This is a genomic window from Leisingera thetidis, assembly GCF_025857195.1.
Lineage (GTDB): Bacteria > Pseudomonadota > Alphaproteobacteria > Rhodobacterales > Rhodobacteraceae > Leisingera > Leisingera thetidis.
The window spans coordinates 3,990,156-4,015,026 of record NZ_CP109787.1 but is presented as its reverse complement, the minus strand read 5'-3'; the positions used below and the strand labels follow the sequence as shown (position 1 = coordinate 4,015,026).

The 24,871-nt window shown below is 63.3% G+C and carries 19 protein-coding genes and 3 pseudogenes; 16 read left to right on the top strand and 6 right to left on the bottom strand.

Annotated elements, in window-relative coordinates; translation table 11 throughout:
* The first annotated feature begins 15 nt into the window (after positions 1-15).
* The 6 genes from OKQ63_RS19290 to OKQ63_RS19265 all read left to right on the top strand — a co-directional run bounded on the left by OKQ63_RS19290 (position 16) and on the right by OKQ63_RS19265 (position 9,342).
* Positions 16-2,466 (top strand): GcvT family protein, encoded by a 2,451-nt coding sequence (locus OKQ63_RS19290; protein WP_264211636.1) that lies wholly within the window; start codon positions 16-18, stop codon positions 2,464-2,466.
* A 192-nt stretch (positions 2,467-2,658) separates the two neighbouring features.
* Positions 2,659-3,651 (top strand): GlxA family transcriptional regulator, encoded by a 993-nt coding sequence (locus tag OKQ63_RS19285; protein WP_434086063.1) that lies wholly within the window; start codon positions 2,659-2,661, stop codon positions 3,649-3,651.
* Between the two features lie 83 nt (positions 3,652-3,734).
* The gene (locus OKQ63_RS19280) at positions 3,735-6,185 is read left to right on the top strand and encodes a GcvT family protein (RefSeq protein ID WP_264211634.1); all 2,451 of its coding nucleotides are present in this window, start codon (positions 3,735-3,737) and stop codon (positions 6,183-6,185) included.
* Between the two features lie 258 nt (positions 6,186-6,443).
* Positions 6,444-7,565: a DNA polymerase III subunit beta gene (gene dnaN, locus OKQ63_RS19275; protein WP_264213957.1), complete on the top strand. Its 1,122-nt coding sequence runs from the start codon at positions 6,444-6,446 to the stop codon at positions 7,563-7,565.
* Between the two features lie 62 nt (positions 7,566-7,627).
* Positions 7,628-8,725, top strand: a complete 1,098-nt coding sequence (recF, locus tag OKQ63_RS19270; RefSeq protein WP_264211633.1) for a DNA replication/repair protein RecF — start codon at positions 7,628-7,630, stop codon at positions 8,723-8,725.
* Positions 8,722-9,342 (top strand): LysE family translocator, encoded by a 621-nt coding sequence (locus OKQ63_RS19265; RefSeq protein ID WP_264211632.1) that lies wholly within the window; start codon positions 8,722-8,724, stop codon positions 9,340-9,342. Before recF ends, OKQ63_RS19265 begins: the two co-directional genes overlap by 4 nt.
* On the opposite strand, the gene OKQ63_RS19260 is transcribed toward OKQ63_RS19265, so the two are convergent.
* Positions 9,339-9,932 (bottom strand): TetR/AcrR family transcriptional regulator, encoded by a 594-nt coding sequence (locus tag OKQ63_RS19260; protein WP_264211631.1) that lies wholly within the window; start codon positions 9,930-9,932, stop codon positions 9,339-9,341. The two genes, OKQ63_RS19265 and OKQ63_RS19260, sit on opposite strands and share 4 nt — an antisense overlap.
* Positions 9,933-10,040: 108 nt before the next feature.
* Between OKQ63_RS19260 and OKQ63_RS19255 the strand changes: the two genes are divergently transcribed.
* Both OKQ63_RS19255 and gyrB read left to right on the top strand, forming a co-directional pair.
* Positions 10,041-10,634 (top strand): NAD(P)H-dependent oxidoreductase, encoded by a 594-nt coding sequence (locus OKQ63_RS19255; RefSeq protein ID WP_264211630.1) that lies wholly within the window; start codon positions 10,041-10,043, stop codon positions 10,632-10,634.
* A gap of 84 nt (positions 10,635-10,718) precedes the next feature.
* On the top strand, positions 10,719-13,136 hold the full coding sequence (gene gyrB, locus OKQ63_RS19250) for a DNA topoisomerase (ATP-hydrolyzing) subunit B (RefSeq protein WP_264211629.1): 2,418 nt from the start codon (positions 10,719-10,721) through the stop codon (positions 13,134-13,136).
* Between the two features lie 183 nt (positions 13,137-13,319).
* Here the strand turns inward: gyrB and OKQ63_RS26170 are convergent.
* The 4 genes and pseudogenes from OKQ63_RS26170 to OKQ63_RS19235 all read right to left on the bottom strand — a co-directional run.
* Positions 13,320-13,790, bottom strand: a pseudogene (locus OKQ63_RS26170) (M48 family metallopeptidase); the annotation flags it as partial.
* 87 nt (positions 13,791-13,877) lie between these two features.
* Positions 13,878-14,153, bottom strand: a pseudogene (locus tag OKQ63_RS19245) (transposase); the annotation flags it as partial.
* 57 nt (positions 14,154-14,210) lie between these two features.
* Positions 14,211-14,789, bottom strand: a pseudogene (locus tag OKQ63_RS19240) (permease); the annotation flags it as partial.
* A gap of 163 nt (positions 14,790-14,952) precedes the next feature.
* Entirely contained in the window at positions 14,953-15,270 is a 318-nt protein-coding gene (locus OKQ63_RS19235) for an ArsR/SmtB family transcription factor (RefSeq protein ID WP_264211628.1), read from the bottom strand.
* 860 nt (positions 15,271-16,130) lie between these two features.
* Between OKQ63_RS19235 and napE the strand changes: the two genes are divergently transcribed.
* Genes napE through OKQ63_RS19205 form a run of 6 tightly spaced genes read left to right on the top strand, consistent with a single transcriptional unit; the run spans position 16,131 to position 20,740 of the window.
* Complete coding sequence (gene napE, locus OKQ63_RS19230) at positions 16,131-16,280, top strand: periplasmic nitrate reductase, NapE protein (protein WP_264211627.1); 150 nt, start codon at positions 16,131-16,133, stop codon at positions 16,278-16,280.
* Between the two features lie 12 nt (positions 16,281-16,292).
* Positions 16,293-16,808: a ferredoxin-type protein NapF gene (napF, locus tag OKQ63_RS19225; protein ID WP_264211626.1), complete on the top strand. Its 516-nt coding sequence runs from the start codon at positions 16,293-16,295 to the stop codon at positions 16,806-16,808.
* Positions 16,805-17,083 (top strand): chaperone NapD, encoded by a 279-nt coding sequence (locus OKQ63_RS19220; RefSeq protein WP_264211625.1) that lies wholly within the window; start codon positions 16,805-16,807, stop codon positions 17,081-17,083. The genes napF and OKQ63_RS19220 overlap by 4 nt, the downstream gene beginning before the upstream one ends.
* Positions 17,080-19,578, top strand: a complete 2,499-nt coding sequence (gene napA, locus OKQ63_RS19215; RefSeq protein ID WP_264211624.1) for a nitrate reductase catalytic subunit NapA — start codon at positions 17,080-17,082, stop codon at positions 19,576-19,578. Before OKQ63_RS19220 ends, napA begins: the two co-directional genes overlap by 4 nt.
* Before the next feature lie 8 nt (positions 19,579-19,586).
* Positions 19,587-20,072, top strand: coding sequence for a nitrate reductase cytochrome c-type subunit (locus OKQ63_RS19210; RefSeq protein ID WP_264211623.1), 486 nt, complete (start codon positions 19,587-19,589; stop codon positions 20,070-20,072).
* Entirely contained in the window at positions 20,072-20,740 is a 669-nt protein-coding gene (locus tag OKQ63_RS19205; RefSeq protein ID WP_264211622.1) for a NapC/NirT family cytochrome c, read from the top strand. The genes OKQ63_RS19210 and OKQ63_RS19205 overlap by 1 nt, the downstream gene beginning before the upstream one ends.
* An 81-nt stretch (positions 20,741-20,821) precedes the next feature.
* Here OKQ63_RS19205 and trhO read toward each other — a convergent pair whose 3' ends face one another.
* Positions 20,822-21,733, bottom strand: a complete 912-nt coding sequence (gene trhO, locus OKQ63_RS19200; RefSeq protein ID WP_264211621.1) for an oxygen-dependent tRNA uridine(34) hydroxylase TrhO — start codon at positions 21,731-21,733, stop codon at positions 20,822-20,824.
* A gap of 178 nt (positions 21,734-21,911) precedes the next feature.
* Here trhO and pncA point away from each other — a divergent pair, with 178 nt between their 5' ends.
* Both pncA and OKQ63_RS19190 read left to right on the top strand, forming a co-directional pair.
* Complete coding sequence (pncA, locus tag OKQ63_RS19195) at positions 21,912-22,508, top strand: bifunctional nicotinamidase/pyrazinamidase (RefSeq protein ID WP_264211620.1); 597 nt, start codon at positions 21,912-21,914, stop codon at positions 22,506-22,508.
* 69 nt (positions 22,509-22,577) lie between these two features.
* Complete coding sequence (locus tag OKQ63_RS19190; protein WP_264211619.1) at positions 22,578-24,851, top strand: PAS domain-containing hybrid sensor histidine kinase/response regulator; 2,274 nt, start codon at positions 22,578-22,580, stop codon at positions 24,849-24,851.
* Positions 24,852-24,871: the final 20 nt, after the last annotated feature.

Below are 24,871 nucleotides of genomic sequence, written 5' to 3'. Positions count from 1 at the left end.
GATTAGGGAGCGAACATGTCTGATTTTCCAACCAGGGCCCGTGTGGTCATTATCGGCGGCGGCGTCATCGGCTGCTCGTCGCTTTATCATCTGGCCAAGAAAGGCTGGACCGATTGTGTGCTTTTGGAAAAGAACGAGCTGACGGCCGGCTCGACCTGGCACGCGGCCGGCAATGTGCCGACGTTCTCGACCTCCTGGTCGATCATGAACATGCAGCGCTACTCGACCGAACTGTATTCCCGTCTTGGCGAAGAGGTCGACTATCCGATGAACTACCACCAGACCGGCTCGATCCGTCTGGCGCACACCAAGGAGCGGATGCAGGAGTTCGAGCGCGCCTGCTCGATGGGCCGTTACCAGGGCATCGGGATGGAGATCTGGACGCCGGAGCAGGCCAAGGAGAACTACCCGTTCCTGGAAACCCATGACCTGGAGGGGGTTCTGTGGGATCCCTCGGACGGCGATATTGACCCGGCGCAGGTGACTCAGGCACTGGCCAAGGGGGCGCGCGACATGGGCGCGAGGATCATCCGCTTCTGTCCCGCCACGGGTGTCACCCAGAAGGAAGACAAAACCTGGATCGTGCACACCGAAAAGGGCGACATCGAATGTGATTATGTCGTGAATGCTGCCGGGTATTATGCCCAGCGTGTGGGCGAATGGTTCAAGCCCTTCGGCGGCCGTACCGTGCCGATGATGGTGATGTCGCATCAGTACCTGCTGACTGAGCAGATCCCGGAAGTCGAAGCCTGGAGCAAGGAGCACGGCAAGAAGCTGCCGCTGATCCGCGACGTGGATGTGTCCTATTACCTGCGTCAGGAAAAGAACGGCTACAACCTTGGGCCTTACGAGCCGAACTGCAAAGGCCACTGGATGACCGAGGACGACCGGATGCCGGACGACTTCTCGTTCCAGCTGTGGTCGGATGATCTGGACCGGATCGAGGACATCGTGACCGATGCGATGGAACGGGTGCCGCTGATGGCGTCTTCCGGTGTGTCCAGCGTGATCAACGGACCGATCCCCTATGCCCCCGACGGGCTGCCGCTGATCGGTCCCATGCCGGGTGTCGACAATGCCTTCGAGGCCTGCGTTTTCACCTTCGGCATCGCCCAGGGCGGCGGCGCCGGCAAGGTGCTGGCGGAATGGATCGTCGACGGCCAGACCGAGTGGGACATGTGGGCGGTCGATCCGCGCCGCTATACCGACTACACCGATCAGGACTATTGCGACCAGAAAGGCATGGAAGTTTACGGCAACGAATACGCCATGCACTTCCCGCACCACGAATGGCCGGCTGCGCGCGGCAAGAAGGTCAGCCAGGTGCACGGCAGGATCAAGGAACTGGGCGGTGTGATGGGGGCCTACAACGGCTGGGAACGCGCCAACTGGTTTGCACATCCCGGTGACGACACCTCCGAGGAAGCCACCCATACCTGGGGCCGCTCCGGCCCGTGGCAGCAGCGCATCAAGGAAGAATGCGAGGCGGTCCGTGACGGCGTAGGCGTGCTGGACCTGCCGGGCTTCTCCCGATTCAACCTCGAGGGCGAAGGCGCCGCAGAATTCCTGCGCGGACTGGTCGCTGGCGGTCTGCCCAAGGTTGGCCGGATGAACCTGGTCTATATCTCCGATGACCGCGGCCGCATCCTGACCGAGATGTCCTGCATCCGTCACGGCGAGGATTTCTTTACCTTGATCACCGCGGGGTCGGCCCAATGGCATGATTTCGAGATCCTGCGCAAAGCCCTGCCCGCGGGGCTGCGCCTGACCGATCACACCACCGAATTCGCCACCATGATCGTGACCGGTCCCAAGGCGCGCGAATTGTTTCAGTCCATTGGCACCGAGGCCGACTTGTCGCTGCCGTGGCTGTCACATCAGCCGACCACCGTGGCGGGCCACCCCTGCGCTCTGGCGCGGGTGTCCTTTGCCGGCGAACTGGGCTGGGAGGTGCATTGCGCCAATGCGCACCAGCCCGAGGTATATGAGGCCATCCTGGCTGCAGGCGCCAAGCCGTTCGGCATGTATGCTCTGAACAGCCTGCGCATCGAAAAGGGCTACCGCACCTGGAAGGGCGACCTGTCGACCGATTATTCGCTGCTCGAAGGCGGGCTGGAGCGGTTCGTCAAACTGGACAAGCCGCAGGACTTCCCGGGCAAGGCGGCGATCCGGAACGAAAAGCAGCAGGGTGTGAAGAAATCCTTCGTGACACTGATCGTTGAGGCGGGCGATGCGGATGCGCCTTACATGTCCTGCATCTGGAAGGATGGCGGGATCGTGGGCGAGACCACCTCGGGAGACTGGGGCTACCGGGTGAACGCCTCGATCGCGCTGGGCATGGTGCGCAGCGACCTGGCAGTGCCAGGCACCGAACTGGAGGTCGAGATCTACGGCGAGAAGTGCCGTGCGGTGGTTCAAAAGGATGAACCGCTGTGGGATCCGGCCAACGAGCGCCTGCGCGCCTGACAGGCCGGCACCGGCCCGCAATTGCGCCGCGGGCCGGACGCTCGGGACAGGCGCCGTGACAGCGGTTCCGGGAACCGGCCTTTCCGCGGATGCTCCGCGGAAAGGCCGGATTTCCAATTTGATGCGTTTCCGGGCAAACTGGTCCCGACCCCCCAAGGAGGCATGCGCGTGGCCATCGACAGGAAACTCGGCATGGAGCCGGGCCAGAACAAGGTCTGGTCAATCGACATCATTGTCACCGAAGGCTTTGTGCTGATCGAGATGTCGGCAATTCTCGAAGTGCTGCGGATTGCAAACCGGGTGCTTGCCCAGCCGCCGTTCAAATGGACGGTGCGGTCCCTGCAGGGCGGACGGGCCGGCTGCCGGGCGGGGCTCAGCGTCGATACCGAGCCCTTTGCCGTCAAGCCGGACGCGGATTTCGCCTTTTTCCTCGGCAACTCGGACCCGGATCATCCGGGCCTGTCGCTGGGTCGGGTGATTTCCAGCTACACAAGCCGCGGCATCAAGGTCTATCTGCTGGCCGAGGCCGCAGCACGCTACATCCGCGATCAGGGCGGTGCCGCGGGGCGGTTCACCACGCATTGGGAAAACTCGGCCCTGCTGCGCGAGCGCATGGGGCTGCATGACGCAAGCCATGCGCTGGCCAGCGAAGACGGGCCGATCGTCACCTGCGCCGGCATGGGCGCCACCATCGATGTGATCCTCGACCTTGTCGGGCGGCTTACGTCGGCAGCGGCGCAGATGACGGTCAGCAACATCATGCTGCATGAACAGGTGCGCGACTTCGCCTCACTGCAGCCCTTTGCCGGCGCCAAGCCGACCATCACTGGCGACAGCGATCTGGACCACTGCATCCGCATCATGCAGCACAACATCGAAGAGCCAGTGCCGATCAGCGATATCGTCGATGAACTGGGCATCTCGACGCGCTCGCTGGAGCGCAAGTTCAAGACCTTCCTGGGCACCACGCCCAACGGGTTCTACCGCGAAATGCGGCTGTCCAAGGCCAACAACCTTCTGCTCAACACCACCATGAGCGTGCGCGAAATCGGGCTGGCCTGCGGCTTTCCCAACGGGTTTTCGAGTCTCTACAAAAGCTTCTTCGGCATCACCCCCTTTGCCCTGCGCAAGCGCCGCAGGCTGGGGGAGGCGGGCGGCGAAAATATCCTGAAGGCGGGAGAATAACCCGGCGCTCCTGACGTTTTTGATGCATTTTCCGCCGCCTGCTCGTGATAATCAGGGTCAGACACTGATTGTGGAGCGATGAGATGAGCGATCTTCCCAACAAGGCCCGCGTGGTCATTATCGGCGGCGGTGTGATCGGCTGCTCGGTGGCCTATCATCTGGCGAAACTGGGCTGGAAGGATGTGGTGCTGCTGGAACGCAAGCAGCTGACCTCCGGCACCACCTGGCATGCTGCCGGCCTGATCGGGCAGCTGCGCGCCTCTTCCAACATGACCAAACTCGCCCGGTATTCTGCCGAGCTGTATCTTGGCCTCGAAGAAGAAACCGGGGTGGCCACCGGCCTGCGGCAGGTCGGCTCGGTCTCTGCCGCGCTCACCGAGGAACGGCGCGAAGAGCTGTTCCGCAACGCCGCAATGGCCCGCGCCTTTGGCGTCCCGGTCGAGGAGCTGTCGCCGAAAGAGGTCAAGGAACGCTACGAGCATATCAATCTGGACGGCGTGACCGGCGGTGTCTGGCTGCCGACCGACGGCCAGGCGGACCCGGCCAATATCGCGCTGGCCCTGGCCAAGGGCGCCCGCCAGCGCGGCGCACTGGTCAAGGAGCGGATTAAGGTCACCGGCATCTCCAAGCAGGGCCGCCGTGTGACCGGCGTGGATTGGGCCAGCGACGATGGCCAGGCGCAGGGGCACATCGAAGCCGACATGGTGGTGAACTGCGCCGGCATGTGGGGTCATGAGGTCGGCCGCATGGCGGGCGTCAACGTGCCGCTGCACGCCTGCGAGCATTTCTACATCGTGACCGAAGGCATTTCCGGCCTTGGCCAGATGCCGGTGCTGCGGGTCCCGGACGAATGCGCCTACTACAAGGAAGATGCGGGCAAGATCCTGCTGGGCGCGTTCGAGCCCAACGCCAAGCCGTGGGCGATGAAGGGCATCCCCGACAGCTTTGAATTCGATCAGCTGCCCGAGGACTTCGACCACTTCGAGCCTATTCTCGAGGCTGCCTGCAACCGTATGCCGATGCTGGCGGAGGCGGGGATCCACACCTTCTTCAACGGACCTGAGTCCTTTACCCCGGACGATGCCTACCACCTGGGCCTGGCGCCGGAGATGGACAACTTCTGGGTCGCCGCGGGCTTCAACTCGATCGGCATCCAGTCTGCGGGCGGGGCCGGCATGGCGCTGGCGCAGTGGATGGAAGATGGCCAGAAGCCGTTCGACCTGGGCGATGTGGACATCAGCCGGATGCACCCGTTCCAGGGCAACAAGCACTATCTGTTCGAGCGTTCGAAAGAGACGTTGGGCCTGCTTTACGCCGACCACTTCCCCTACCGGCAAAAGGCCACTGCCCGCGGCGTGCGCCGCACTCCGTTCCATCATCACCTGAAGGAGCAGGGCGCGGTATTCGGCGAAATCGGCGGCTGGGAACGCGCCAACTGGTTTGCCAATGAGGGCCAGGAACGCGAGTATCAGTACAGCTGGAAGCGCCAGAACTGGTTCGAAAACTCTGCCGCCGAACACCGTGCCGTGCGCGAAAACGTTGGCATGTACGACATGTCCTCCTTCGGCAAGATCCGCGTCGAAGGCCCCGATGCGGAAAATTTCCTGAACTACATCTGCGGCGCCAATGTCTCGGTGCCGGCAGGCAAGATCGTCTACACCCAGTTCCTCAATCCGCGCGGCGGCATCGAGGCGGATGTGACCGTCACCCGCCTGTCGGAGACCGCTTATCTGGTGGTGACCCCGGCGGTGACCCGGCTTGCCGATCAGACCTGGATGATGCGCCATGCCGGCGACCGCCGTGTGGTGATCACCGATGTGACCGCAGGCGAGGGCGTGCTGGCGGTGATGGGACCAAATGCGCGCAAGCTGCTGCAGAAGGTCTCGCCCAACGACTTTTCCAACGAGGCGAACCCGTTCGGCACCGCGCAGGAAATCGAGCTGGGCATGGGCCTCGCCCGGGTTCACCGCGTGACCTACGTGGGCGAGCTTGGCTGGGAGATCTATGTCGGCGCCGACATGGCGGGCCACGCGTTCGAGACCCTTTGGGAAGCCGGCCAGGACATGGGCCTCAAGCTGTGCGGTATGCACATGATGGACAGCTGCCGGATCGAGAAGGGCTTCCGCCACTTCGGCCACGACATCACCTGTGAGGATCACGTGATCGATGCAGGGCTCGGTTTTGCGGTGGCCACTGGCAAGGACGACTTCATCGGCAGATCCGCTGTGCTGGAGCGCAAGGAAACCGGCCCCAAGAACCGCATGGTCCAGTTCAAGCTGACCGATGCCGAGCCGCTCTTGTTCCACAATGAACCGATCATCCGCGACGGCAAATATGCGGGCTATCTCAGTTCCGGCAACTACGGCCACACGCTGGGGGCCGCCATCGGCATGGGCTATGTGCCCTGCGAGGGCGAAAGCGCTGCGGATGTGCTGGGCTCAGCATACGAGATCGACGTCTGCGGCGTGAAGGTAAAGGCCGAGGCTTCGCTGAAGCCGATGTACGATCCGAAATCGGAGCGGGTGAAGGCCTAAGCACCTCTCCAGTGTTTTCACCTGCCCCTGTCACGCCCCGGCTGCACCGCCGGGGCGTTTTTTGTGACTGTCCCCTCGGGAACAGCTTCGGGTTCTGCTGCAACGTTTCCCCGGGTTTCGCCGTTTGGCCGTCCGCCGCCTCTTGACCCCGCCGGAAATCCCTTGGAGAAATCCATAAAAAGCCTTGTGTGGCAGGGGTAAACGGGTAGGTTGCTTGTCCCGGCCACTGACACGGGCATGACGAAGAGGATTTGGGACATGAAGATCAGCATAGAACGCGGCACGCTTCTCAAGGCTGTGGCTCAGGCACAGTCTGTTGTCGAGCGCCGCAACACCATTCCGATCCTGGCGAATGTGCTGATCGAAGCCGAGGGCGACAGCGTCCAGTTCCGCGCCACTGACCTCGATATCGAGGTGGTCGACAAGGCTCCCGCCCAGGTGGAGCGCGCCGGTGCCACCACGGTGGCTGCCACCACTCTGCACGAGATTGTCCGCAAGCTGCCCGACGGCGCGCTGGTCACGCTGATCGCGGATGCCGCAACCGGGCGTTTGACAGTGGAGGCCGGCCGCTCGAACTTCTCGCTGGCGACCCTGCCGCGGGAGGATTTCCCGGTGATGGCCTCCTCCGAATACCACTCGAACTTCGCCGCCAAGGCTGCGGTGCTGCGGCGCCTGTTCGACAAGTCGAAATTCGCGATTTCCACCGAGGAAACCCGCTATTACCTGAACGGCGTCTACCTGCATGTCTCAACGGGTGCTGAGGGCGGCAAGGCGCTGCGCGCGGTGGCCACTGACGGCCACCGGCTGGCGCGGATTGATGCCGAACTGCCGCTGGGTGCCGAGGACATGCCGGGCGTGATCGTGCCGCGCAAGACCGTGGGCGAGCTGCGCAAGCTGCTGGATGACGATGACATGGACATTGCAGTGTCGGTCTCGGAAACCAAGGTGCGCTTTGCCACCCCGAACATCACCCTGACGTCAAAAGTGATCGACGGCACCTTCCCCGACTACACCCGGGTGATCCCGGCCGGCAACACCCGCCGCCTGGAAGTGGACGCGTCCGAATTCGCACAGGCGGTTGACCGGGTGGCGACCGTGTCCTCGGAGCGGTCCCGCGCGGTGAAGCTGCAGCTGGAGGAGGACCGGCTGATCCTGTCTGTGAACGCGCCCGACAGCGGCGCCGCGGAGGAAGAGCTGGCGGTGGCCTACAACGACGAGCGGCTGGAAATCGGCTTCAACGCCAAATACCTCTTGGAGATCGCCAACCAGGTGGACCGCGAGAACGCGGTGTTCATGTTCAACTCCTCCGGCGATCCGACCCTGATGCGCGAAGGCAACGACGAAAGCGCTGTCTATGTCGTGATGCCGATGCGGGTGTGAGCGCCTGACGGCGCTGCCTCCGGCGGGGATATTTTAGGCCAGAAGAAGTAGGGAGCTCCCGCGTGCTGGCTTTGACCTCACTCGTATTGTCTCATTTCCGCTCGCATTTGCGGGCGGAATTGCATTTGGACGGGCGTCCGGTGGCCATCCACGGCAACAACGGCGCGGGCAAGACCAATATCCTGGAGGCGGTGTCGCTGTTTTCTCCCGGGCGCGGTTTGCGCCGGGCCAGCGCGGCGGAGATGGCACGTCAGCCGGAAAGACTGGGGTGGAAGCTAAAGGGGGAGCTGCGGGCGTCCTCGCAGGTCTATGAAGTGGAAACCTGGTCCGAGGGCGGCAATGCCCGGCAGGTGAAGATCGACAATAAATCCGCAAGCCAGCTGGCGCTCGGGCAGGTGGCGCGGGTGGTCTGGCTGATCCCGGCGATGGACCGGCTGTGGATCGAAGCAGCCGAAGGGCGGCGGCGGTTTCTGGACCGGATTGCGCTGAGTTTCGAGCCCGGCCATGCCGAGGCTTCGCTGGCCTATGAGAAAGCGATGCGCGAGCGCAACCGGCTGCTGAAGGAGCAGATACGTGACGCCGCCTGGTACCGGGTGCTGGAAGACCGGATGGCCGCGGCCGGGCATCGGATCCACGCCGCACGGATGCAGGCGGTGGATCTGCTGCAGCTGGCGCAAGCCGAAGCCGAAACCGCCTTTCCGGCGGCCGAGCTGGAGATGCTGCAGTCGGAAGGCAGCATGCCTTCCACCGAAGCGGATTTCAAAGAGGCCCTGGAGGAAAGCCGGTTCCGCGACCTGGCGGCCGGGCGGACGTTGGTCGGGCCGCACCGCACTGATCTGATCGGCACTTACCGGACCAAGGGCATTCCGGCCAAGGATTGCTCCACCGGCGAGCAGAAGGCGCTGCTGGTCTCGCTGATCCTGGCCAATGCGCGGGCGCTGGCGCAGCGCGAGGGCGCGCCGCCGATCCTGCTGCTGGACGAGGTGGCTGCGCATCTGGATGCGGCCCGCCGCGCCGCGCTTTATGACGAAATCTGCGCCCTTGGCACCCAGGCCTGGATGACCGGCACCGGGCCTGAACTGTTTGGCGAGCTGAAAGCCCGCGCGCAGGTGATTGAAGTTTCCGACAGCGGCGGAGCGTCGAAGGTAGTGCAGAAATGACAGTCTCTTCCTGGGATCTGGTGCTTTATGCAGGGGCCCTGCTGATCCTGTTTCTGACCCCTGGCCCGGTCTGGCTGGCGCTGGTAGCGCGCTCGGTCTCCGGCGGTTTTCCGGCGGCCTGGCCGCTGGCGCTGGGGGTGGCCTGCGGCGATATCCTGTGGCCGCTGATCGCTGTTGCGGGGATGTCCTGGGTGGTGTCGGAATTCACCGGCATCATGACTGCGCTGCGCTGGCTGGCCTGCCTGATGTTCCTCGGCATGGGCTATCTTCTGATCCGCCACGCCGGGGAGGCGGTGCAGGAGAACCGGGCGCTGACCCGGCCCGGCGTCTGGGCCGGGTTCATGGCGGGGATTGCCGCCATTCTGGGCAATCCGAAGGCGATTCTGTTCTACATGGGCGTGCTGCCGGGTTTCTTTGACCTGTCCGGCACCTCCTGGCCGGATGTGGCCGCCATTGTGACGCTGTCCTTCGTGATCCCGCTGAGTGGCAACCTGGCGCTGGCGGGCATGGTGCACCGGGTGCGCCGGGCGGTTGCCTCGCCCCGGGTTCTGCGGCGCATCAACCTGGTGTCGGGCGGGCTGCTGATCTGCGTGGGCATTGCGATCCCGGTCTTCTAGGCAGGCGGCAGCAGCCAGGCCTTCAGGTAAGGCTCCAGCGTCCGGGCAGGCGGTGCCTCGTTCTCATGCTCCATGCAGAACCAGACACCCAGCACGTGGTTCAGGAAGGCCTGAATGCCTTCTGCCAATAGCTGCGGCGGCGGGCTCTGGCGAATGCTGCCGGCGGCCTGCATGTACTGCAGCCAGCGGGCCAGCAGCGCGACCTGCCGGGTGAAGCTTGCGGTGACCACCTCATCCGGTTCCGCCGCCGTGGTGCCTGAGTAGCGCAGCAGAAGATCGAAAATCACCCGGTCCTGCACGACATAGTCGAGATGCGGTGCGAGGCGGGCGGTCAGGCCGGGAATATCCGATGGGGCCCCGGCGGCTTCCATCCCGTCGAGCAGCCGCGTCACCTCCTCCCCGATCAAGACTGCCAGCAGCCCGTCCTTGTCCTTGAAATGGGAAAAAAGAGTGCCCTTGGCGACCCCGGCCCGGGCAACCACATCTTCGACCCGCAAACCGCTGTAGCCCTGCTCCTGCACGATGGCTGCCGCCACATTCAGCAGTTTTGCCCGGGTTTCCAGCCGCCGCTTCTGGGGTGCGCGTGTCATTTCTGTGCCTCGAATTGAATTTAGTGACCGCGGTCAATTTTATATTTGACCGCGGTCATTTTTGAGTCGATAAAGTGACCGTGGTCAACTTAACCTGTGGAGCCCGAAATGTCTGCCCGGAAAATCCTTATTCTCAACGGCCATCCCGGCCAAACCTCTCTTTCGAAATCCCTGTGCGACGCCTATCGCACAGCGGCAGAGAAAGAAGGCCACGAGGTCCGCAGCCATGATGTTTCGGCCATGCAATTCGACATGGACTACGGCCAGAGCGGTTACCGGAACCCCAAGCCGCTGGAGCCGGATCTGGAGGCATTTCTGAAAGATCTGGAGTGGGCCGGACATGTGGTGATGGCGGCCCCCCTGTGGTGGGGGGCGGTGCCGGCCAAGCTGAAGGCGGTGTTCGACCGGGCGCTGCTGCCGGGGCGCGCCTTTGACACCCGCAGCGTCAATTTCATGGGGCTGCCGGCGCCGATGCTGACCGGCAAGACCGCGCGGGTTCTGCTGACGTCGGACACGCCTGCGCTGTGGCTGCGGCTGTTCTACGGCAACGCCGTGAAGACCTTCATCAGCCGTCAGATCCTCGGATTTGTCGGCATCAGACCCACGCGGTTCACCACATTTGCGCCGGCCACGGATGCGCCGGAAGCCAAGGTTGAAACCTGGCTCAGGACGGCGGCCGCCCTTGGGGGCAAAGCGGTCTGATTCCGGCAAGAAAAAGGGGCCTTGCGCGTGACAATCCCGGCCAGACTTCGTATAAAATCCCGAAGCAAAGACAGGAAGATGCGAATGTCCGGAAACGAGCAGGCCCCCGCAGAATATGGCGCGGATTCCATCAAGGTTCTCAAAGGGTTGGAGGCGGTTCGCAAACGCCCCGGCATGTATATCGGGGACACGGATGACGGCTCGGGCCTGCACCACATGGTCTATGAAGTCGTGGACAACGGCATTGACGAGGCGCTGGCGGGCCACGCCGACCACGTGACGGTGAAAATCCACGCCGATTCCAGCGTCTCCGTCAGCGACAACGGCCGCGGCATTCCGGTGGGCATCCACGAGGAGGAAGGCGTCTCGGCGGCCGAAGTCATCATGACCCAGCTGCATGCGGGCGGTAAGTTCGACAGCAACTCCTACAAGGTCTCAGGCGGCCTGCACGGCGTGGGTGTGTCGGTGGTGAACGCGCTCTCCGACTGGCTGGAACTGCGCATCTGGCGGGACGGCAAGGAGCATGTTGCCCGGTTCGAGCGCGGCGAAACCGCCCGGCATCTGGAAGTGGTTGGCGACTGCGGCGACCGGACCGGCACCGAGGTGCGTTTTTTGGCCTCGACTGACACGTTCTCGAACCTGGACTACATCTTCGAGACGCTGGAAAAACGCCTGCGCGAACTGGCCTTCCTGAATTCCGGCGTGCGGATCATCCTGATCGACGAACGCCCGGCCGAGCGGCTGGAGATTGAGCTGTTCTATGAGGGCGGGGTCAAGGAATTCGTCAAATATCTGGACCGCCACAAGACTCCGGTGATGGATGCCCCGGTTTACATCATCGGCGAACGGGACGAGATTGTCGTCGAAATCGCCATGTGGTGGAATGACAGCTATCATGAAACGGTGCTGCCCTTCACCAACAACATCCCGCAGCGCGATGGCGGTACCCATGTGGCAGGCTTCCGCGGTGCGCTGACCCGGACCATCAACAACTACGCGCAGACGTCCGGCATTGCGAAGAAGGAAAAGGTCTCTTTCACCGGCGATGACGCCCGCGAAGGCCTGACCTGCGTGCTGTCGGTCAAGGTGCCGGACCCGAAGTTCTCCAGCCAGACCAAGGACAAGCTGGTGTCGTCAGAGGTGCGCCCGGTGGTCGAAAGCCTGGTCGGCGAAAAATTGGCAGAGTGGTTTGAGGAAAACCCCAACCAGGCCAAGCAGATCGTCGGCAAGATCGTCGAGGCCGCGCTGGCCCGCGAGGCCGCCCGCAAGGCGCGCGAACTGACCCGCCGCAAGACGGCGATGGACGTCAATTACCTGGCCGGCAAGCTCAAGGACTGCTCCGAGAAGGACCCCTCCAAGACCGAAGTCTTCCTGGTCGAGGGTGACTCGGCCGGCGGTTCCGCCCAGACGGGCCGGGACCGGATGACCCAGGCCATTCTGCCCCTGCGCGGCAAGATCCTGAACGTGGAACGGGCGCGGTTCGACCGGATGCTGGGCAGCCAGGAAATCGGCAACCTGGTGATGGCGCTCGGCACCGGCATCGGCCGCGACGAATTCAACATTGAAAAGCTGCGCTACCACAAGATCGTCATCATGACAGACGCCGACGTCGACGGCGCCCACATCCGCACGCTGCTGCTCACCTTCTTCTACCGGCAGATGCCGGAGCTGATAGAAGGCGGGTATCTCTATATCGCCCAGCCGCCGCTCTACAAGGTGGCGCGCGGCAAGTCCGAAGTCTACCTCAAGGACCAGGCGGCGCTGGATGACTACCTGATCAACCAGGGTGTCGATGGTGCGGTTCTGAAGCTGGGCGATGGCTCGGAGATGGCAGGCGCCGATCTGGCCCGTGTGGTGGACGAGGCGCGCCAGCTGAAGCGCGTTCTGGATGCTTTCCCGACCCATTACCCGCGCCATATTCTGGAGCAGGCGGCTGTGGCAGGCGCATTCATTCCTGGCGCGGTAGATTCCGACCTGCAGGGTGTGGCCGACAAGGTTGCCGCCCGTCTCGATGCCATTGCACTGGAATATGAGCGCGGCTGGCAGGGCCGGATCACCCAGGACCACGGCATCCGCCTGGCCCGGATCCTGCGCGGCGTCGAAGAAGTGCGCACGCTGGACGGTCCGATGCTGCGTTCGGGCGAAGCCCGCAAGACCGGCAGCTTCACCCGGAGCCTGCAGGAGGTTTACGGCACCACCTCGCAGCTGGTCCGCCGCGACCGCAGCCAGATCATCCACGGGCCGCTGGGGCTGCTGAAAGCGATTCTGGAGGAGGGCGAAAAGGGCCTGGCGCTTCAGCGTTACAAGGGTCTGGGTGAAATGAACCCCGACCAGCTGTGGGAAACCACCCTGGATCCGGACGCCCGCACGCTGCTGCAGGTGCGCGTCGACGACATGGTCGAGGCGGATGATCTGTTCACCAAGCTGATGGGCGATGTGGTGGAACCCCGCCGTGAGTTCATTCAGAAGAACGCGCTTAGCGTGGAAAATCTGGATTTCTGATATGCTGTAGGATCGCGCATATTCGTGCGCGATCCCCATAAGTTTGCGCGATTTTCCCAAAGGTTTGCGCGGCGGCGGCGCGGAGCGTCGCACATTTCTGTCGATCCATGCCTCCAGGGGAAGAGCGTTGAGCTCTTTGCGCACATTGCGCCACCGCGGCATTTCCCGGTCGAGAACGGCAGTGAAGCTCTGATCGTGCTGAGGCGAAATCAGGTGAGCGAGCTCGTGCAAGATCACATAGTCGATCATGCCCTCTGGCTTTTTCACGAGCGAAGAGTTCAACCAGATGATCCGTTTTTCGGCGTTGCAGCTGCCCCATTTCGTTTTCATGGGGCGGATGCCCCACCAATCTGGATGCGCTCCCAGCCGTGCGGTCCAGGCGTCGAACCTCGGAAGCGCCCAGTCACGAAGACGGTTCTTCATCCAGGAGGCCATCCAGCGTTCCCGTTGAACGGAATCTGTCTCGGAAGGAACCTTGAGGATCAGTCGGTCGGACCCGGATCGCATGTTACGATGGACCTGCTTGTCCCACTCCTCAACTTCGAGCCGAAGCGGACGACCAAAATAGAAATGCGTTTCGCCTGAGACATACTTCCGAACTGGCTGACGAGGCTGGCCTAGGAACTGAGCCTGCTTCCTTCGAATCCAGGACATTCTTGTTAGCACGGCGACGCGAATGGCTTCGCCACTTACCCGTTCCGGGGCAGCAAACCGTCAGGCCTCGCGCAAGGCGACGGGTATGTGCCGACGGAAAGCCACCACCAATGCCTCCTCAGCCTCGCTGAGAACGGTCGACCGAGGCTCCTTCGGACCGGTCTTGCAATCCTCGGCCGTCTCGCGCTTGCGCCACTTCGCGGCCGTCTTCGGGTTGATACCGAGGTCCCGGCTCAACGCTGCGGTCGAAGCTTGCGGTCGCTGTATTGCAGCTCGGAAGGCGTGCGTGCCCTATCGGCAGATTGCTCCGCAATCGCCTGCCGGGTGACAGTGCGTGGCGCTGCCGTGACGAACTTGTCCCATAGTGCTTCCTTCCATTCCGACGAATGGATCGCACCAGCAAACCGTGGGATCAAACACTAGGAATAGGGTGGTGGACCGGGCGGTAGTGGCAAATTTCTTCCGGCGCTCCGCCTCGTGCCAGAATTTCCAGACCACCGGCTTGGGCGCGCGCATCTTCGGGCCGCCGCAGCCGCCGTTGCCGACACCGTCGCGCAGCGGGTTTTGCAGGGCGCCGCCGTGGCTCAGCAGATGGACTGTGAGGCCGCCGAACAGGCCGAGGCCAACGGCAGCAAGGGTCTTGGCCATGGCAAACTCGACACCCAGCACCCCCGCGGTCAGGAAGAACATGGAGGGGTCCATGATCGGCGACGCCAGCCAGAATGCCATGACGGCGGACAGCGGCATCCCCATCGACAGAAGCGCCGCAATCAGCGGGATCACACCGCAGGAACAGAACGGCGACAAGCCGCCTGCCAGCGCGCCCAAGGCGATCATCAGGAGCGGCGAGCCGGTGAAGGCCTTTGCCACCAGATTGTCCGCGCCGGTGGCCCCGGCCCAGGCCGCGACGGCAATGGAGAACAACAGTTAAGGCGCGGTATGGGCCAAGGCCGCACCGGCGAAGGCTGCGCTGTCCGCGGATTGCGCAGGGGCGAACAGGGCCAGCAGCAGCAGGATGGCCGCGGAGACCGCTCAGATCCGCTGATCCTTGGCGAACCGCCAGACAGCAGCGCCGGGTCTCAGGGAGATTTCGGTAGTGCTTGTCATTTCTGAATAACCAGTTTTGTAGTTTCTTTTGATCCAAGAAAAGGCCGCCTGCATCTCAAGCGGTCTCCTCCTTTGCGGTCAGGGTCACACCCGCGCAGCATTCCGATGTCAGAAAGTTCACGACGGACAGCATGACGGGATAGTCGACCCTGTTGAACACTTCGCGCCCCCGTTTTTCCTGCAGCACCAGCCTGGCATCGACCAGCGTGGACAAGTGATGCGCCAATGTGGAGGCCGCAAGGCCCAGATGCTCGGCAATGTCGCCAACCCTCAGCCCGTCCTCCCCTGCTTTGACCAGCAGCCGGAAGATGGCCAGCCGGGCGTCGTGACCCAGGGCGGCAAGAGCGCGTGCGTTAGAGCTTGATATCGTCATGACATCAAAAATAACTAAAAAACCGGTTTTATCAAAATGACATCCTTGATGTCTCACCAGGGCAAGGAGTGAAAGTGTCAAAGTGCTAGTGCCAGGCCAAAAAAGGGGCGCACCGCCAACATGGTCAGCTTTGCGCATCAGGACCAGTTCGAAACCCGCGCTGTACTTGGTTGAGGAGGCGGTGGGCAAGGAACGCATGATCCACTGGCATCAAGAGAATGCTGCAGTCATCGCAAAGCGACAGGCATGGTTCGAGGGCCAGGGCCTGTCCGTTGCCATCATACAGGTGATGCGCAACCGATCCGCCGGCTCAGGGAGCTTGGCTAAGAAATCTTGGGGACCTTTCAGGACGGGAAGGCATGGCGGGGGCACCACGTCGCCCAGTTCGCGTTGACAGGCGCAGTGCTTGGTAACGGGCAGCCAGGCGGTTAGCCACAGCTCGGTTTGCGCTTTGCTACACACAGATTACCGGGCAGGTGCAGCATCATCGGAAACGGCCGCAAAGCCGGTCAGCCGCAAATTCGGCCCCGCACTATAACGTCCTGATCCGCCGAGTCGCCGTGTCTCGACAACGGTCCTACTCAGAACTCAAGGTCGATGGCCGGGCCCACCATGCCTCGGGATCTCCTGAAGGCAAATGGAAAGCCGTCGCCGGCCACAAGGCCGCCCATTTTCTGTTTCCGAACACGCCGTTTTCGGAATCAACCTCTCCGCGATATGATTCAGATCAATGCGCGGCCTGCTTCTCCCGCGCATTGTCCTGCCAGCGAACAGATGCTGTTCAGGACACCCGGAATCAGGACCTCCCCTATTCCGCCTGACTCTCTGCGCTGCATTAGTAAGAGCCAAGGAGGACAAAGATGTCCGAACAGCCAAGCAAAGCCGAAGAGCGGAACACATTCCTGTTCCTCGCTGTGATTCTGGCGCCGGTTCTGGCGGTGGGAATTGTCGGTGGCTACGGCCTGATCATTTGGATCTCCCAGATTTTCCTGGGCCCGCCTGCAGGATAAGGGCTCACGCCGATGCCAGCACATGCCAGCACTGCCCCGTCGCGGCGCGCCTTCCTGACTGGAAGAGTGGCCCGCCCGGATCCGGAATTCCGCCCGCCCTGGACGGATGAAGCCCGGGTCCTGGCGCATTGCACCAGCTGCAATGCCTGCGGGGAGGCCTGCCCGCAGGACATCATCGGCTTTGACAGCCATGGCCGCCCGCGGATCGAATTCCGCGGCAGTGAATGCATTTTTTGCGCGGCCTGTGCCGAGGCCTGCCCGGAGCCGGTGTTCGACCTCGAACAGCCCGCACCCTGGCCGGTCACGGTTTCCATCGGCGGCAGCTGCCTGCTGACGGCCGGCATTGCCTGCCAGCTGTGCACCGACACTTGCGATCCGCGCGCGCTGCGGATGGACTTGTCGGTCCGCCCGGTCGGCGCCATCCGGATCGATGCCGGGGCCTGCACCGGCTGCGGCGCCTGCCTGTCCACCTGTCCCAACAATGCCATCGCGATCCGCGATCCCCGCCAGCAAAGGAGCCACGTGTGACAGAGGAGCTTCATATCTCCAGTCTGCTGGTGCGCAGCAATCCGGCCTGCATGGAGGCCGTTCTGGAAACCATCCAAGCCATGCCCGGCGCCGAGATTTCGCAACGTGATCCCTCGGGCAAGATCGTCGTCCTGTTCGAAGCGGACAGTGACCGTGCCATTGGCGATGCCCTGGCCAAAATCCAGCTTCTCGACGGCGTCGCCAGTGCGGCGCTTGTCTTCCATCAGACCTGCGATGCCCAGGACCTCGCCCCTGAAGAAGGAACCCCCCAATGACCGGACTTACCCGCCGTGACGCTATCAAGGCGCAGGCCGCCGCCGCTGCGGCGCTTGCGGCCGGCCTGCCGATCCCTGCCGCCGCGCAGAACCTTGTCACCGACGCCAGCCTGACCGAACTCAAATGGTCCAAGGCGCCCTGCCGCTTCTGCGGCACCGGCTGCTCGATCATGGTCGCCACCAAGGCGGGCCGCGTGGTCGCCACCCACGGCGACACCCAGGCCGAGGTCAACCGCGGCCTGAATTGCGTCAAGGGCTACTTCCTGTCGAAGATCATGTATGGCGCCGACCGCCTGACCCAGCCGCTGCTGCGCAAAACCAACGGCGTTTACGACAAAGAGGGTGAATTCACCCCGGTCAGCTGGGATGAGGCCTTCGACATCATGGCCGAGAAATGGAAGAAGACCCTGGCCGAGAAGGGCCCCGAGGGCATCGGCATGTTCGGCTCCGGCCAGTGGACCGTCTGGGAAGGCTATGCGGCGTCCAAGCTGATGAAGGCGGGCTTCCGCTCCAACAACATCGACCCCAATGCGCGCCACTGCATGGCCAGCGCCGTGGGCGGCTTCATGCGCACCTTCGGCATCGACGAGCCGATGGGCTGCTATGACGACTTCGAGAACGCCGACGCCTTTGTGCTGTGGGGTTCGAACATGGCGGAGATGCATCCGATCCTGTGGACCCGCATCTCGGACCGCCGCTTCAGCCATCCGCATGTCAAGGTGGCGGTGCTGTCGACCTTCACCCACCGCAGCTTTGACCTTGCCGACATCCCGGCAGTGTTCACGCCGCAGACTGACCTGGTGATGCTCAATTACATTGCCAACTACATCATCCAGAACGGCGCGGTGAACGAGGATTTCGTTGCCAGGCACGTCAACTTCAAACGCGGCAACCAGGATATCGGCTACGGCCTGCGGCCCGAGCATCCGCTGGAGCAGATGGCCGAAAACAATGACAAGGTTGGGGGAGCCTCGGACATCACATTCGAGGAATTTGCCGAGTTCGTTTCCGAATACACGCTTGAAAAAGCGTCGGAAATGTCCGGTGTCCCGGCCGAGACCCTCGAAAAGATCGCCAAGCTTTATGCCGACCCGGACACCAAGGTGATGTCGCTCTGGACAATGGGCGTGAACCAGCACACCCGCGGGGTCTGGGTCAACAACATGATCTACAACATCCACCTTTTGACCGGAAAGATCTCCACCCCCGGCAACTCGCCGTTCTCGCTGACCGGCCAGCCGTCCGCCTGCGGCACCGCGCGCGAGGTGGGCACATTCTCGCACCGTCTGCCCGCCGACATGGTGGTGAATAACCCTGAGCACCGCGCCTATGCCGAAAAGATCTGGAAGCTGCCCGAAGGCACCGTGCCCGGCTGGATCGGCTCCCATGCGGTGAAGCAGAACCGCGACCTGAAGGACGGCAAGATCAACTGCTACTGGGTGCAGGTGAACAACAACATGCAGGCCGCCCCCAACATGATGGAGGAAGGGCTGCCGGGCTACCGCAATCCCGACAACTTCATCGTGGTGTCGGACGCCTATCCGACAGTGACCGCAGAAGCCGCCGACCTGATCCTGCCCGCGGCCATGTGGGTGGAGAAGGAAGGCGCCTACGGCAATGCCGAGCGCCGCACCCAGTTCTGGTACCAGCTGGTCAACGCGCCGGGTGACGCCAGGTCCGACCTGTGGCAGCTGGCGGAATTCTCCAAGCGCTTCACCACCGACGAGGTCTGGCCGGCCGAGCTGCTGGAGGCCAACCCGGAATACAAGGGCAAGACGCTTTTCGACGTGCTGTACGCAAACGGCAAGGTCGACCAGTTCGAGCTGACCGAGAAGGCCAAAGAGTACGGCAACCACGAATCCGAGGACTTTGGTTTCTACATCCAGAAAGGCCTGTTCGAGGAATACGCCGAGTTCGGCCGCGACCACGGCCACGATCTGGCGCCTTTCGACCGCTACCACGAGGAACGCGGCCTGCGCTGGCCCGTCGTCGACGGCCAGGAAACCCGCTGGCGCTTCAAGGAGGGCTCCGACCCCTATGTGACCCCCGGCTCTGATTATGAGTTCTACGGCAAGCCCGACGGCAAGGCGGTGATCTTTGCACTTCCCTATGAGCCGCCGGCGGAAAGCCCGGATGACGATTACCCGATGTGGCTGGCAACGGGGCGCGTGCTGGAGCACTGGCACTCCGGCTCGATGACCCAGCGGGTGCCCGAGCTCTATCAGGCGGTCCCGGATGCGCTCTGCTACATGCACCCGGACGACGCCAAGGCCCAGGGCTTCCGGCGCGGCACCGAAGTGCGGATCATCTCGCGGCGCGGCGAAATCCGCACCCGGGTCGAGACCCGCGGCCGCAACAAGCCGCCCAAGGGGCTGGTGTTTGTGCCCTGGTTCGATGCGCGCCGCCTGATCAACAAGGTCACGCTGGATGCCACCGACCCGATCTCGAAACAGACGGACTACAAGAAATGCGCAGTCCGTATCGAAGCAGTGTGAGGCCCGTCATGAAACATCTCCGTCTCGCCATCCTGGCCGCTCCGCTCCTGCTGGCCACAGTCTTTATGGCGTCATCAGCCTTTGCCCAGAACCAGGTTGCCACGCTGCGCAACAACGTGCCGCTGGACGAGCAGGGTGAAGCCACCCAGATCCCTGGCATCGTCAACACCGACATCCGCCAGGTGCGCAACTACCCGGATCAGCCGCCGCTGATCCCGCACAAGACCGACAATTATCAGGTCGATCTGAACTCCAACAAATGCCTGACCTGCCACAGCCGCACCGCGGTGGAAGTCAGCCAGGCGCCGATGATCTCGGTCACCCACTTCATGAACCGCGAAGGCCAGACCCTCGGCGCGGTCAGCCCGCGGCGCTATTTCTGCACCCAGTGCCACGTGGTGCAGACCAACGCCCGGCCGCTGGTCGAGAATGAGTTTGTGGATGTCGACAAGGTGCTCGACTACGTGCACTCGAAACAGGGCGGGGCGGACTGATGTGGAGATTCATCAAACGCGCCTGGTGGATCATCACCCGCCCCAGCGCCTTCTTCTCGCTCGGCTTCCTGACCATGGGCGGCTTTGTGATGGGGATCATCTTCTGGGGCGGCTTCAATACCGCGCTTGAGGTCACCAACACCGAGGCCTTCTGCACCAGCTGCCATGAGATGCGCGACAACGTGTTCGAGGAGCTGAAGCCGACGATCCACTATTCCAACCGTTCAGGCGTGCGGGCCTCCTGCCCGGACTGCCACGTGCCGCACAACTGGACCAACAAGATCGCACGCAAGATGCAGGCCTCCAAGGAGGTCTGGGGCAAGATCTTCGGCACCATCAACACGCGGGAAAAATTCCTGGAGCACCGGCTGGAGCTGGCGCAGCACGAATGGGCACGGCTTGAGGCCAATGACTCGCTGGAATGCCGCAACTGCCACTCGGATGAGTCGATGGACATCACCCGCCAGTCCAAGCGGGCGGCAGAGGCGCATGAGCGGTTCCTGTTCACCGGTGAGAAGACCTGCATCAACTGCCACAAGGGCATCGCCCACCAGCTGCCCGACATGAGCGCGGCAGAGGGGGAGGATCACGCAGGCCTGCTGGCCCCGGCGCATGGCGAGGGCCTCCTGGCCAGCACCCGCAGCTACCTGGGCTTGAGCAGCGACTGACGCTGCCAGCCCCGCAGAACCACTAAAAAGGCCGCTGTCCATCAGGACAGCGGCCTTTTTAGTGTCTGCTTTCCTCTTGGATCAGAGCGGGATGCTGCCCAGATGATCCTCGCCGCGCTCCCGCGCCAGCTTCATCTGCTTCTGACGCTCGCGGAAACGGGCCTTGTCCGCGTCTGAGGTCTGACCGATGCACAGGTGGCAGCTCACGCCCTGCTCGAACTCCGGCCGCGCCTTGTCCTCCGGCAGGATCGGGCGGCGGCAGCCGTGGCACAATTCATGCGGGCCTTCGGCCAGCCCGTGGCCGACCGACACCCGGTTGTCGAAGACAAAGCATTCGCCTTCCCAGCTGCTGTTCTCAGCGGGCACTTCCTCCAGATAGCGCAGGATGCCGCCCTTCAAGTGATAGACATCCTCGACCCCCTGGCCCAGCAGGTAGTTGGTGGATTTCTCGCAGCGGATGCCGCCGGTGCAGAACATCGCAACCCGCTTGTTGTGAAAGCGGTCCTTGTTTTCTTCCCACCAGGCGGGGAAATCGCGGAAAGACTCGGTCCTGGGGTCGATCGCGCCCTCGAACGTGCCGATTGCCACTTCGTAATCGTTGCGGGTGTCGATCAGCACAACATCGTCCTGCCGGATCAGGTCGTTCCACTCCTCGGGCTCGACGTAATGGCCGACCGACGCACGCGGGTCCACGTCCGGCTGGCCCATGGTCACGATCTCTTTCTTCAGCCGCACCTTCATCTTGCCGAAGGGCGGCTCGGTGGCCGCCGCCTCTTTCCACTCCAGCGCCGCGCAGCCGGGCAGCGCCCTGATATGCGCCAGCACCGCATCAATGCCTGCGCGCGGGCCGGCGATGGTGCCATTGATCCCCTCCTGCGCCAGCAGGAGCGAGCCTTTGACACCCTGCGCCTGGCACAGCTCCAGAAGCGCCGGACGGATCGCGCCGGGATCGGGGAAGCGGGTGAAGTGATAGAGGGCAGCAATCGTGTACATGCCCCGCCCTTAGAACCATGGCGCGGGGTTTTCAAGAGAAAGAACCGCCAGCGCTGGGCCAGTAAAACAAGGGCTTTGGATGTATGTTTTCCGCGGCACCGGGCGGCCCCGGCCAGCGGGAGTTCCCAAGACGCAGCTGGAGCGCTACAAATTGTGCAGGCCAGCAAAGGAGTTGCCGATGACCGAGGCGCTGATCGTTGTCGATGTGCAGAATGATTTCTGCCCCGGAGGTGCGCTGGCGGTGCCGGGCGGGGATGAGGTGGCGGCCCCCATCAATGCGATGATGGAACGGTTCGACGCCGTGATCCTGACCCAGGACTGGCACCCGCAAGGGCATTCCTCCTTTGCCTCGTCGCATCCGGGCAAAAACCCGTTCGAGAGCGTGGAAATGCCCTATGGCACCCAGGTGCTCTGGCCCGATCACTGCGTGCAGGGCAGCGAGGGGGCGGCGTTTCACAAGGATCTGCGCACTGATGGCGATCTGGTCCTCCGCAAGGGCTTCCGGCCCGGAATCGACAGCTATTCGGGTTTCTTCGAGAATGACCAGACCACCCCGACCGGGCTCGACGGCTATCTGCGCAGCCGTGGCATCTCCCGGCTGACGCTGGCCGGGCTGGCCACCGATTTCTGCGTCGCATTCACCGCACTGGATGCGGCACGGCTCGGGTTTGCAGTGACGGTTGAGCTGGCCGCCTGCCGTGCGATTGACTTAGACGGCTCGCTGCCGGCGGCTCTTGCAAAGATGAAGGAGGCAGGCGTTGCCATTCAATCCTGAGTTGTTTTGCCGAAATATTAACATTAGCTGGCCTATGCTGCGCGGAGACCCAGACGGCAAGGCTGATTGATGGACACTTCGGACGGGGCCGGCAGCGGCCCGCTGGCCAGTTACTACCGGCGGTACGGCTCGCTTGAGCTGATGCTGCGCTACGCCCGTGGCCGCGTCCGCCTGTTTTGGGGCCGCCAGCTGTTCATGGCCCTGGCGTTTCTGGCTCTGGGTCTGGTCGTCCCGCCGCTCTATGCGCTGCTGGCCTTTGCCATCACCCTTGCCGGGGATGCGGCGGACTGTCTGCTGCTGCGCCAGGCAGACCGGCTGGCGGTCCGCGGATTGGGCCACAGAACCCTGCGGCTGCTGACCGCCCTTACGGCTCTTTTGCACGCCTTGTCGCTCTGCGCGGCTGCATCGGTTCCCTATTGGGCTGAGCTGCCGGCACTGCAGATGCAGGCGCATAATGAACCGCTGTTCACCATCGGCCTGCTTCTGGGGTCTGCGATCAATGCCGGGCTGGTGCTGCCGTACCATCCGTGGGCCGTCATCGCAAAACTTGCCGCCTACGCAGCGCTGCCCGTCGCCGTTTTGGCGATGGAGATTCTGGAAGCCCCGGAACTGGCGGCGACCTACAAGCTGCACCTGGCGGGGCTGGTGGTGCTGTATACCTCCTATCTGTGGTTTCTTGCCTTCGTCATGCGCAACTTCAGCCGGACCCGCAGCAGCATGCTGGCCCAGGTCCTGCAGCAGCAGGAGCTGGAAGCCGCCTATGCAGATCTGACCGATCAGCAGATGGAGGCCAAACGCCTGGCGCTTGTGGCGCAAAACGCAAACGACAGCGTGATGCTGATGGACCGGGAGGGCCGCATCACCTGGGTCAATGACAGCTTCACCCGCCTCACCGGATATTCCTATGGCGAAGCGCTGGGCCAGCTGCCCGGCGACCTGCTGAACAGCGGCAGGACCGATCCCGCCACCATCCAGCTGCTGCAGGACAGTGTCCGCCTTGCCCGCCCCGTGCGGGTAGAAATCTGCAACCGGCGCAAGGACGGGCAGCACGTCTGGATCGAAACCAGCCAGGTGCCGATGCTGAACAGCGCAGGCGAACTGGAAACCCTGATCGCGGTGGAGCGGGATATCTCAGCCGCCAAGGAACACGCCCGGCAACTGGAGCGGGCGCGCATCGCCGCCGAAGAAGGCGCCCGTGCCAAATCGGAATTTCTGGCCACGATGAGCCACGAGATCCGCACCCCGATGAACGGGGTGATCGGCATGGCGCAGCTGCTGCGCGACAGCGGCCTGAACGAGGAGCAGCAGAGCTATGCCGGTGCCATCCTCAGCTCGGCGGATACCCTGCTGGCGCTGATCAATGACGTTCTTGATTTTTCCAAGATGGATGCCGAGGGGATTGCCCTTAGCCGGATCAATTTCGATCCGCGCGCCTGTTTCGGAGAAACAGTGCAGCTGCTGCAGGCCCAGGCCGAGGCCAAGGGCCTGGGGCTGCTCTTGGACATCAAGGAGCGTGTGCCCGGGCAGCTGCGGGGCGATGACCGGCGGATCCGGCAGATCCTGATGAACCTTGCCGGCAATGCCATCAAATTCACCGAACGGGGCCGGGTTCTTGTAACGCTGGATGCAGAACCGGCGGAGGGTGGCTTTGACCTGGTGTTTTCGGTGGCCGATACCGGGATCGGCATCCCCAAGGATATGCTCGGCAAGGTGTTCGAGCGTTTCTCGCAGGCCGATGCCGCGATCAGCCGCCGCTTTGGCGGCACCGGCCTGGGCCTCGCCATCTCCCGCCGCCTGGCCGAGGCGATGGGCGGCAGCATTGCCGTCACATCTGAACTGGGGCTGGGGTCCTGCTTTACCGTCCGGCTGCGTCTGAGCCCGCCCAAGGCGGAGCCCGTGGCAATGCCTGCTGCCGTTCCGCCGCAACCGGACGCCGCACCGGCGCTGGAAGGGCTGCGGGTGCTGGTGGCAGAGGACAACGCGGTGAACCGGGTGCTGCTGGAGAAGTTCCTGCAGCCCGCCCCGGTGGAGCTGGCCTTTGCCCAGGATGGCCGCGAGGCGGTGGCGCAGTTCGAGGCGTTTGCACCCGACATTATCCTCATGGACATGTCGATGCCGGAGATGGACGGGCTGGAGGCCACCCGCGCCATCCGCTCTTTGCCTCGGCCGCAGCCGGCGATTATTGCACTGACCGCCAATGCCTTTGAATCCGACCGCGAAGCCTGCCTTGATGCGGGCATGGATGAATTCATGAGCAAACCCGTCAACCGTGGCAAACTGCTGGAGCTGCTGGTGCAGCTGGCGCAGCTGGCGCCGCAGGCGCAAGCGCGGCGGGCGGGCTGATTTCCTTTGCCCCTGCCGGC

What these genes read in the sequence shown, in the direction of transcription:
- OKQ63_RS19290 (WP_264211636.1), top strand. Translation starts at nt 16, where the DNA reads ATGTCTGATTTTCCAACCAGGGCCCGTGTGGTCATTATCGGCGGCGGC.
- OKQ63_RS19285 (WP_434086063.1), top strand. Translation starts at nt 2,659, where the DNA reads ATGGAGCCGGGCCAGAACAAGGTCTGGTCAATCGACATCATTGTCACC.
- OKQ63_RS19280 (WP_264211634.1), top strand. Translation starts at nt 3,735, where the DNA reads ATGAGCGATCTTCCCAACAAGGCCCGCGTGGTCATTATCGGCGGCGGT.
- dnaN (WP_264213957.1), top strand. Translation starts at nt 6,444, where the DNA reads ATGAAGATCAGCATAGAACGCGGCACGCTTCTCAAGGCTGTGGCTCAG.
- OKQ63_RS19265 (WP_264211632.1), top strand. Translation starts at nt 8,722, where the DNA reads ATGACAGTCTCTTCCTGGGATCTGGTGCTTTATGCAGGGGCCCTGCTG.
- OKQ63_RS19260 (WP_264211631.1), bottom strand. Translation starts at nt 9,932, where the DNA reads ATGACACGCGCACCCCAGAAGCGGCGGCTGGAAACCCGGGCAAAACTG.
- OKQ63_RS19255 (WP_264211630.1), top strand. Translation starts at nt 10,041, where the DNA reads ATGTCTGCCCGGAAAATCCTTATTCTCAACGGCCATCCCGGCCAAACC.
- gyrB (WP_264211629.1), top strand. Translation starts at nt 10,719, where the DNA reads ATGTCCGGAAACGAGCAGGCCCCCGCAGAATATGGCGCGGATTCCATC.
- OKQ63_RS19235 (WP_264211628.1), bottom strand. Translation starts at nt 15,270, where the DNA reads ATGACGATATCAAGCTCTAACGCACGCGCTCTTGCCGCCCTGGGTCAC.
- napE (WP_264211627.1), top strand. Translation starts at nt 16,131, where the DNA reads ATGTCCGAACAGCCAAGCAAAGCCGAAGAGCGGAACACATTCCTGTTC.
- napF (WP_264211626.1), top strand. Translation starts at nt 16,293, where the DNA reads ATGCCAGCACATGCCAGCACTGCCCCGTCGCGGCGCGCCTTCCTGACT.
- napA (WP_264211624.1), top strand. Translation starts at nt 17,080, where the DNA reads ATGACCGGACTTACCCGCCGTGACGCTATCAAGGCGCAGGCCGCCGCC.
- OKQ63_RS19210 (WP_264211623.1), top strand. Translation starts at nt 19,587, where the DNA reads ATGAAACATCTCCGTCTCGCCATCCTGGCCGCTCCGCTCCTGCTGGCC.
- OKQ63_RS19205 (WP_264211622.1), top strand. Translation starts at nt 20,072, where the DNA reads ATGTGGAGATTCATCAAACGCGCCTGGTGGATCATCACCCGCCCCAGC.
- trhO (WP_264211621.1), bottom strand. Translation starts at nt 21,733, where the DNA reads ATGTACACGATTGCTGCCCTCTATCACTTCACCCGCTTCCCCGATCCC.
- pncA (WP_264211620.1), top strand. Translation starts at nt 21,912, where the DNA reads ATGACCGAGGCGCTGATCGTTGTCGATGTGCAGAATGATTTCTGCCCC.
- OKQ63_RS19190 (WP_264211619.1), top strand. Translation starts at nt 22,578, where the DNA reads ATGGACACTTCGGACGGGGCCGGCAGCGGCCCGCTGGCCAGTTACTAC.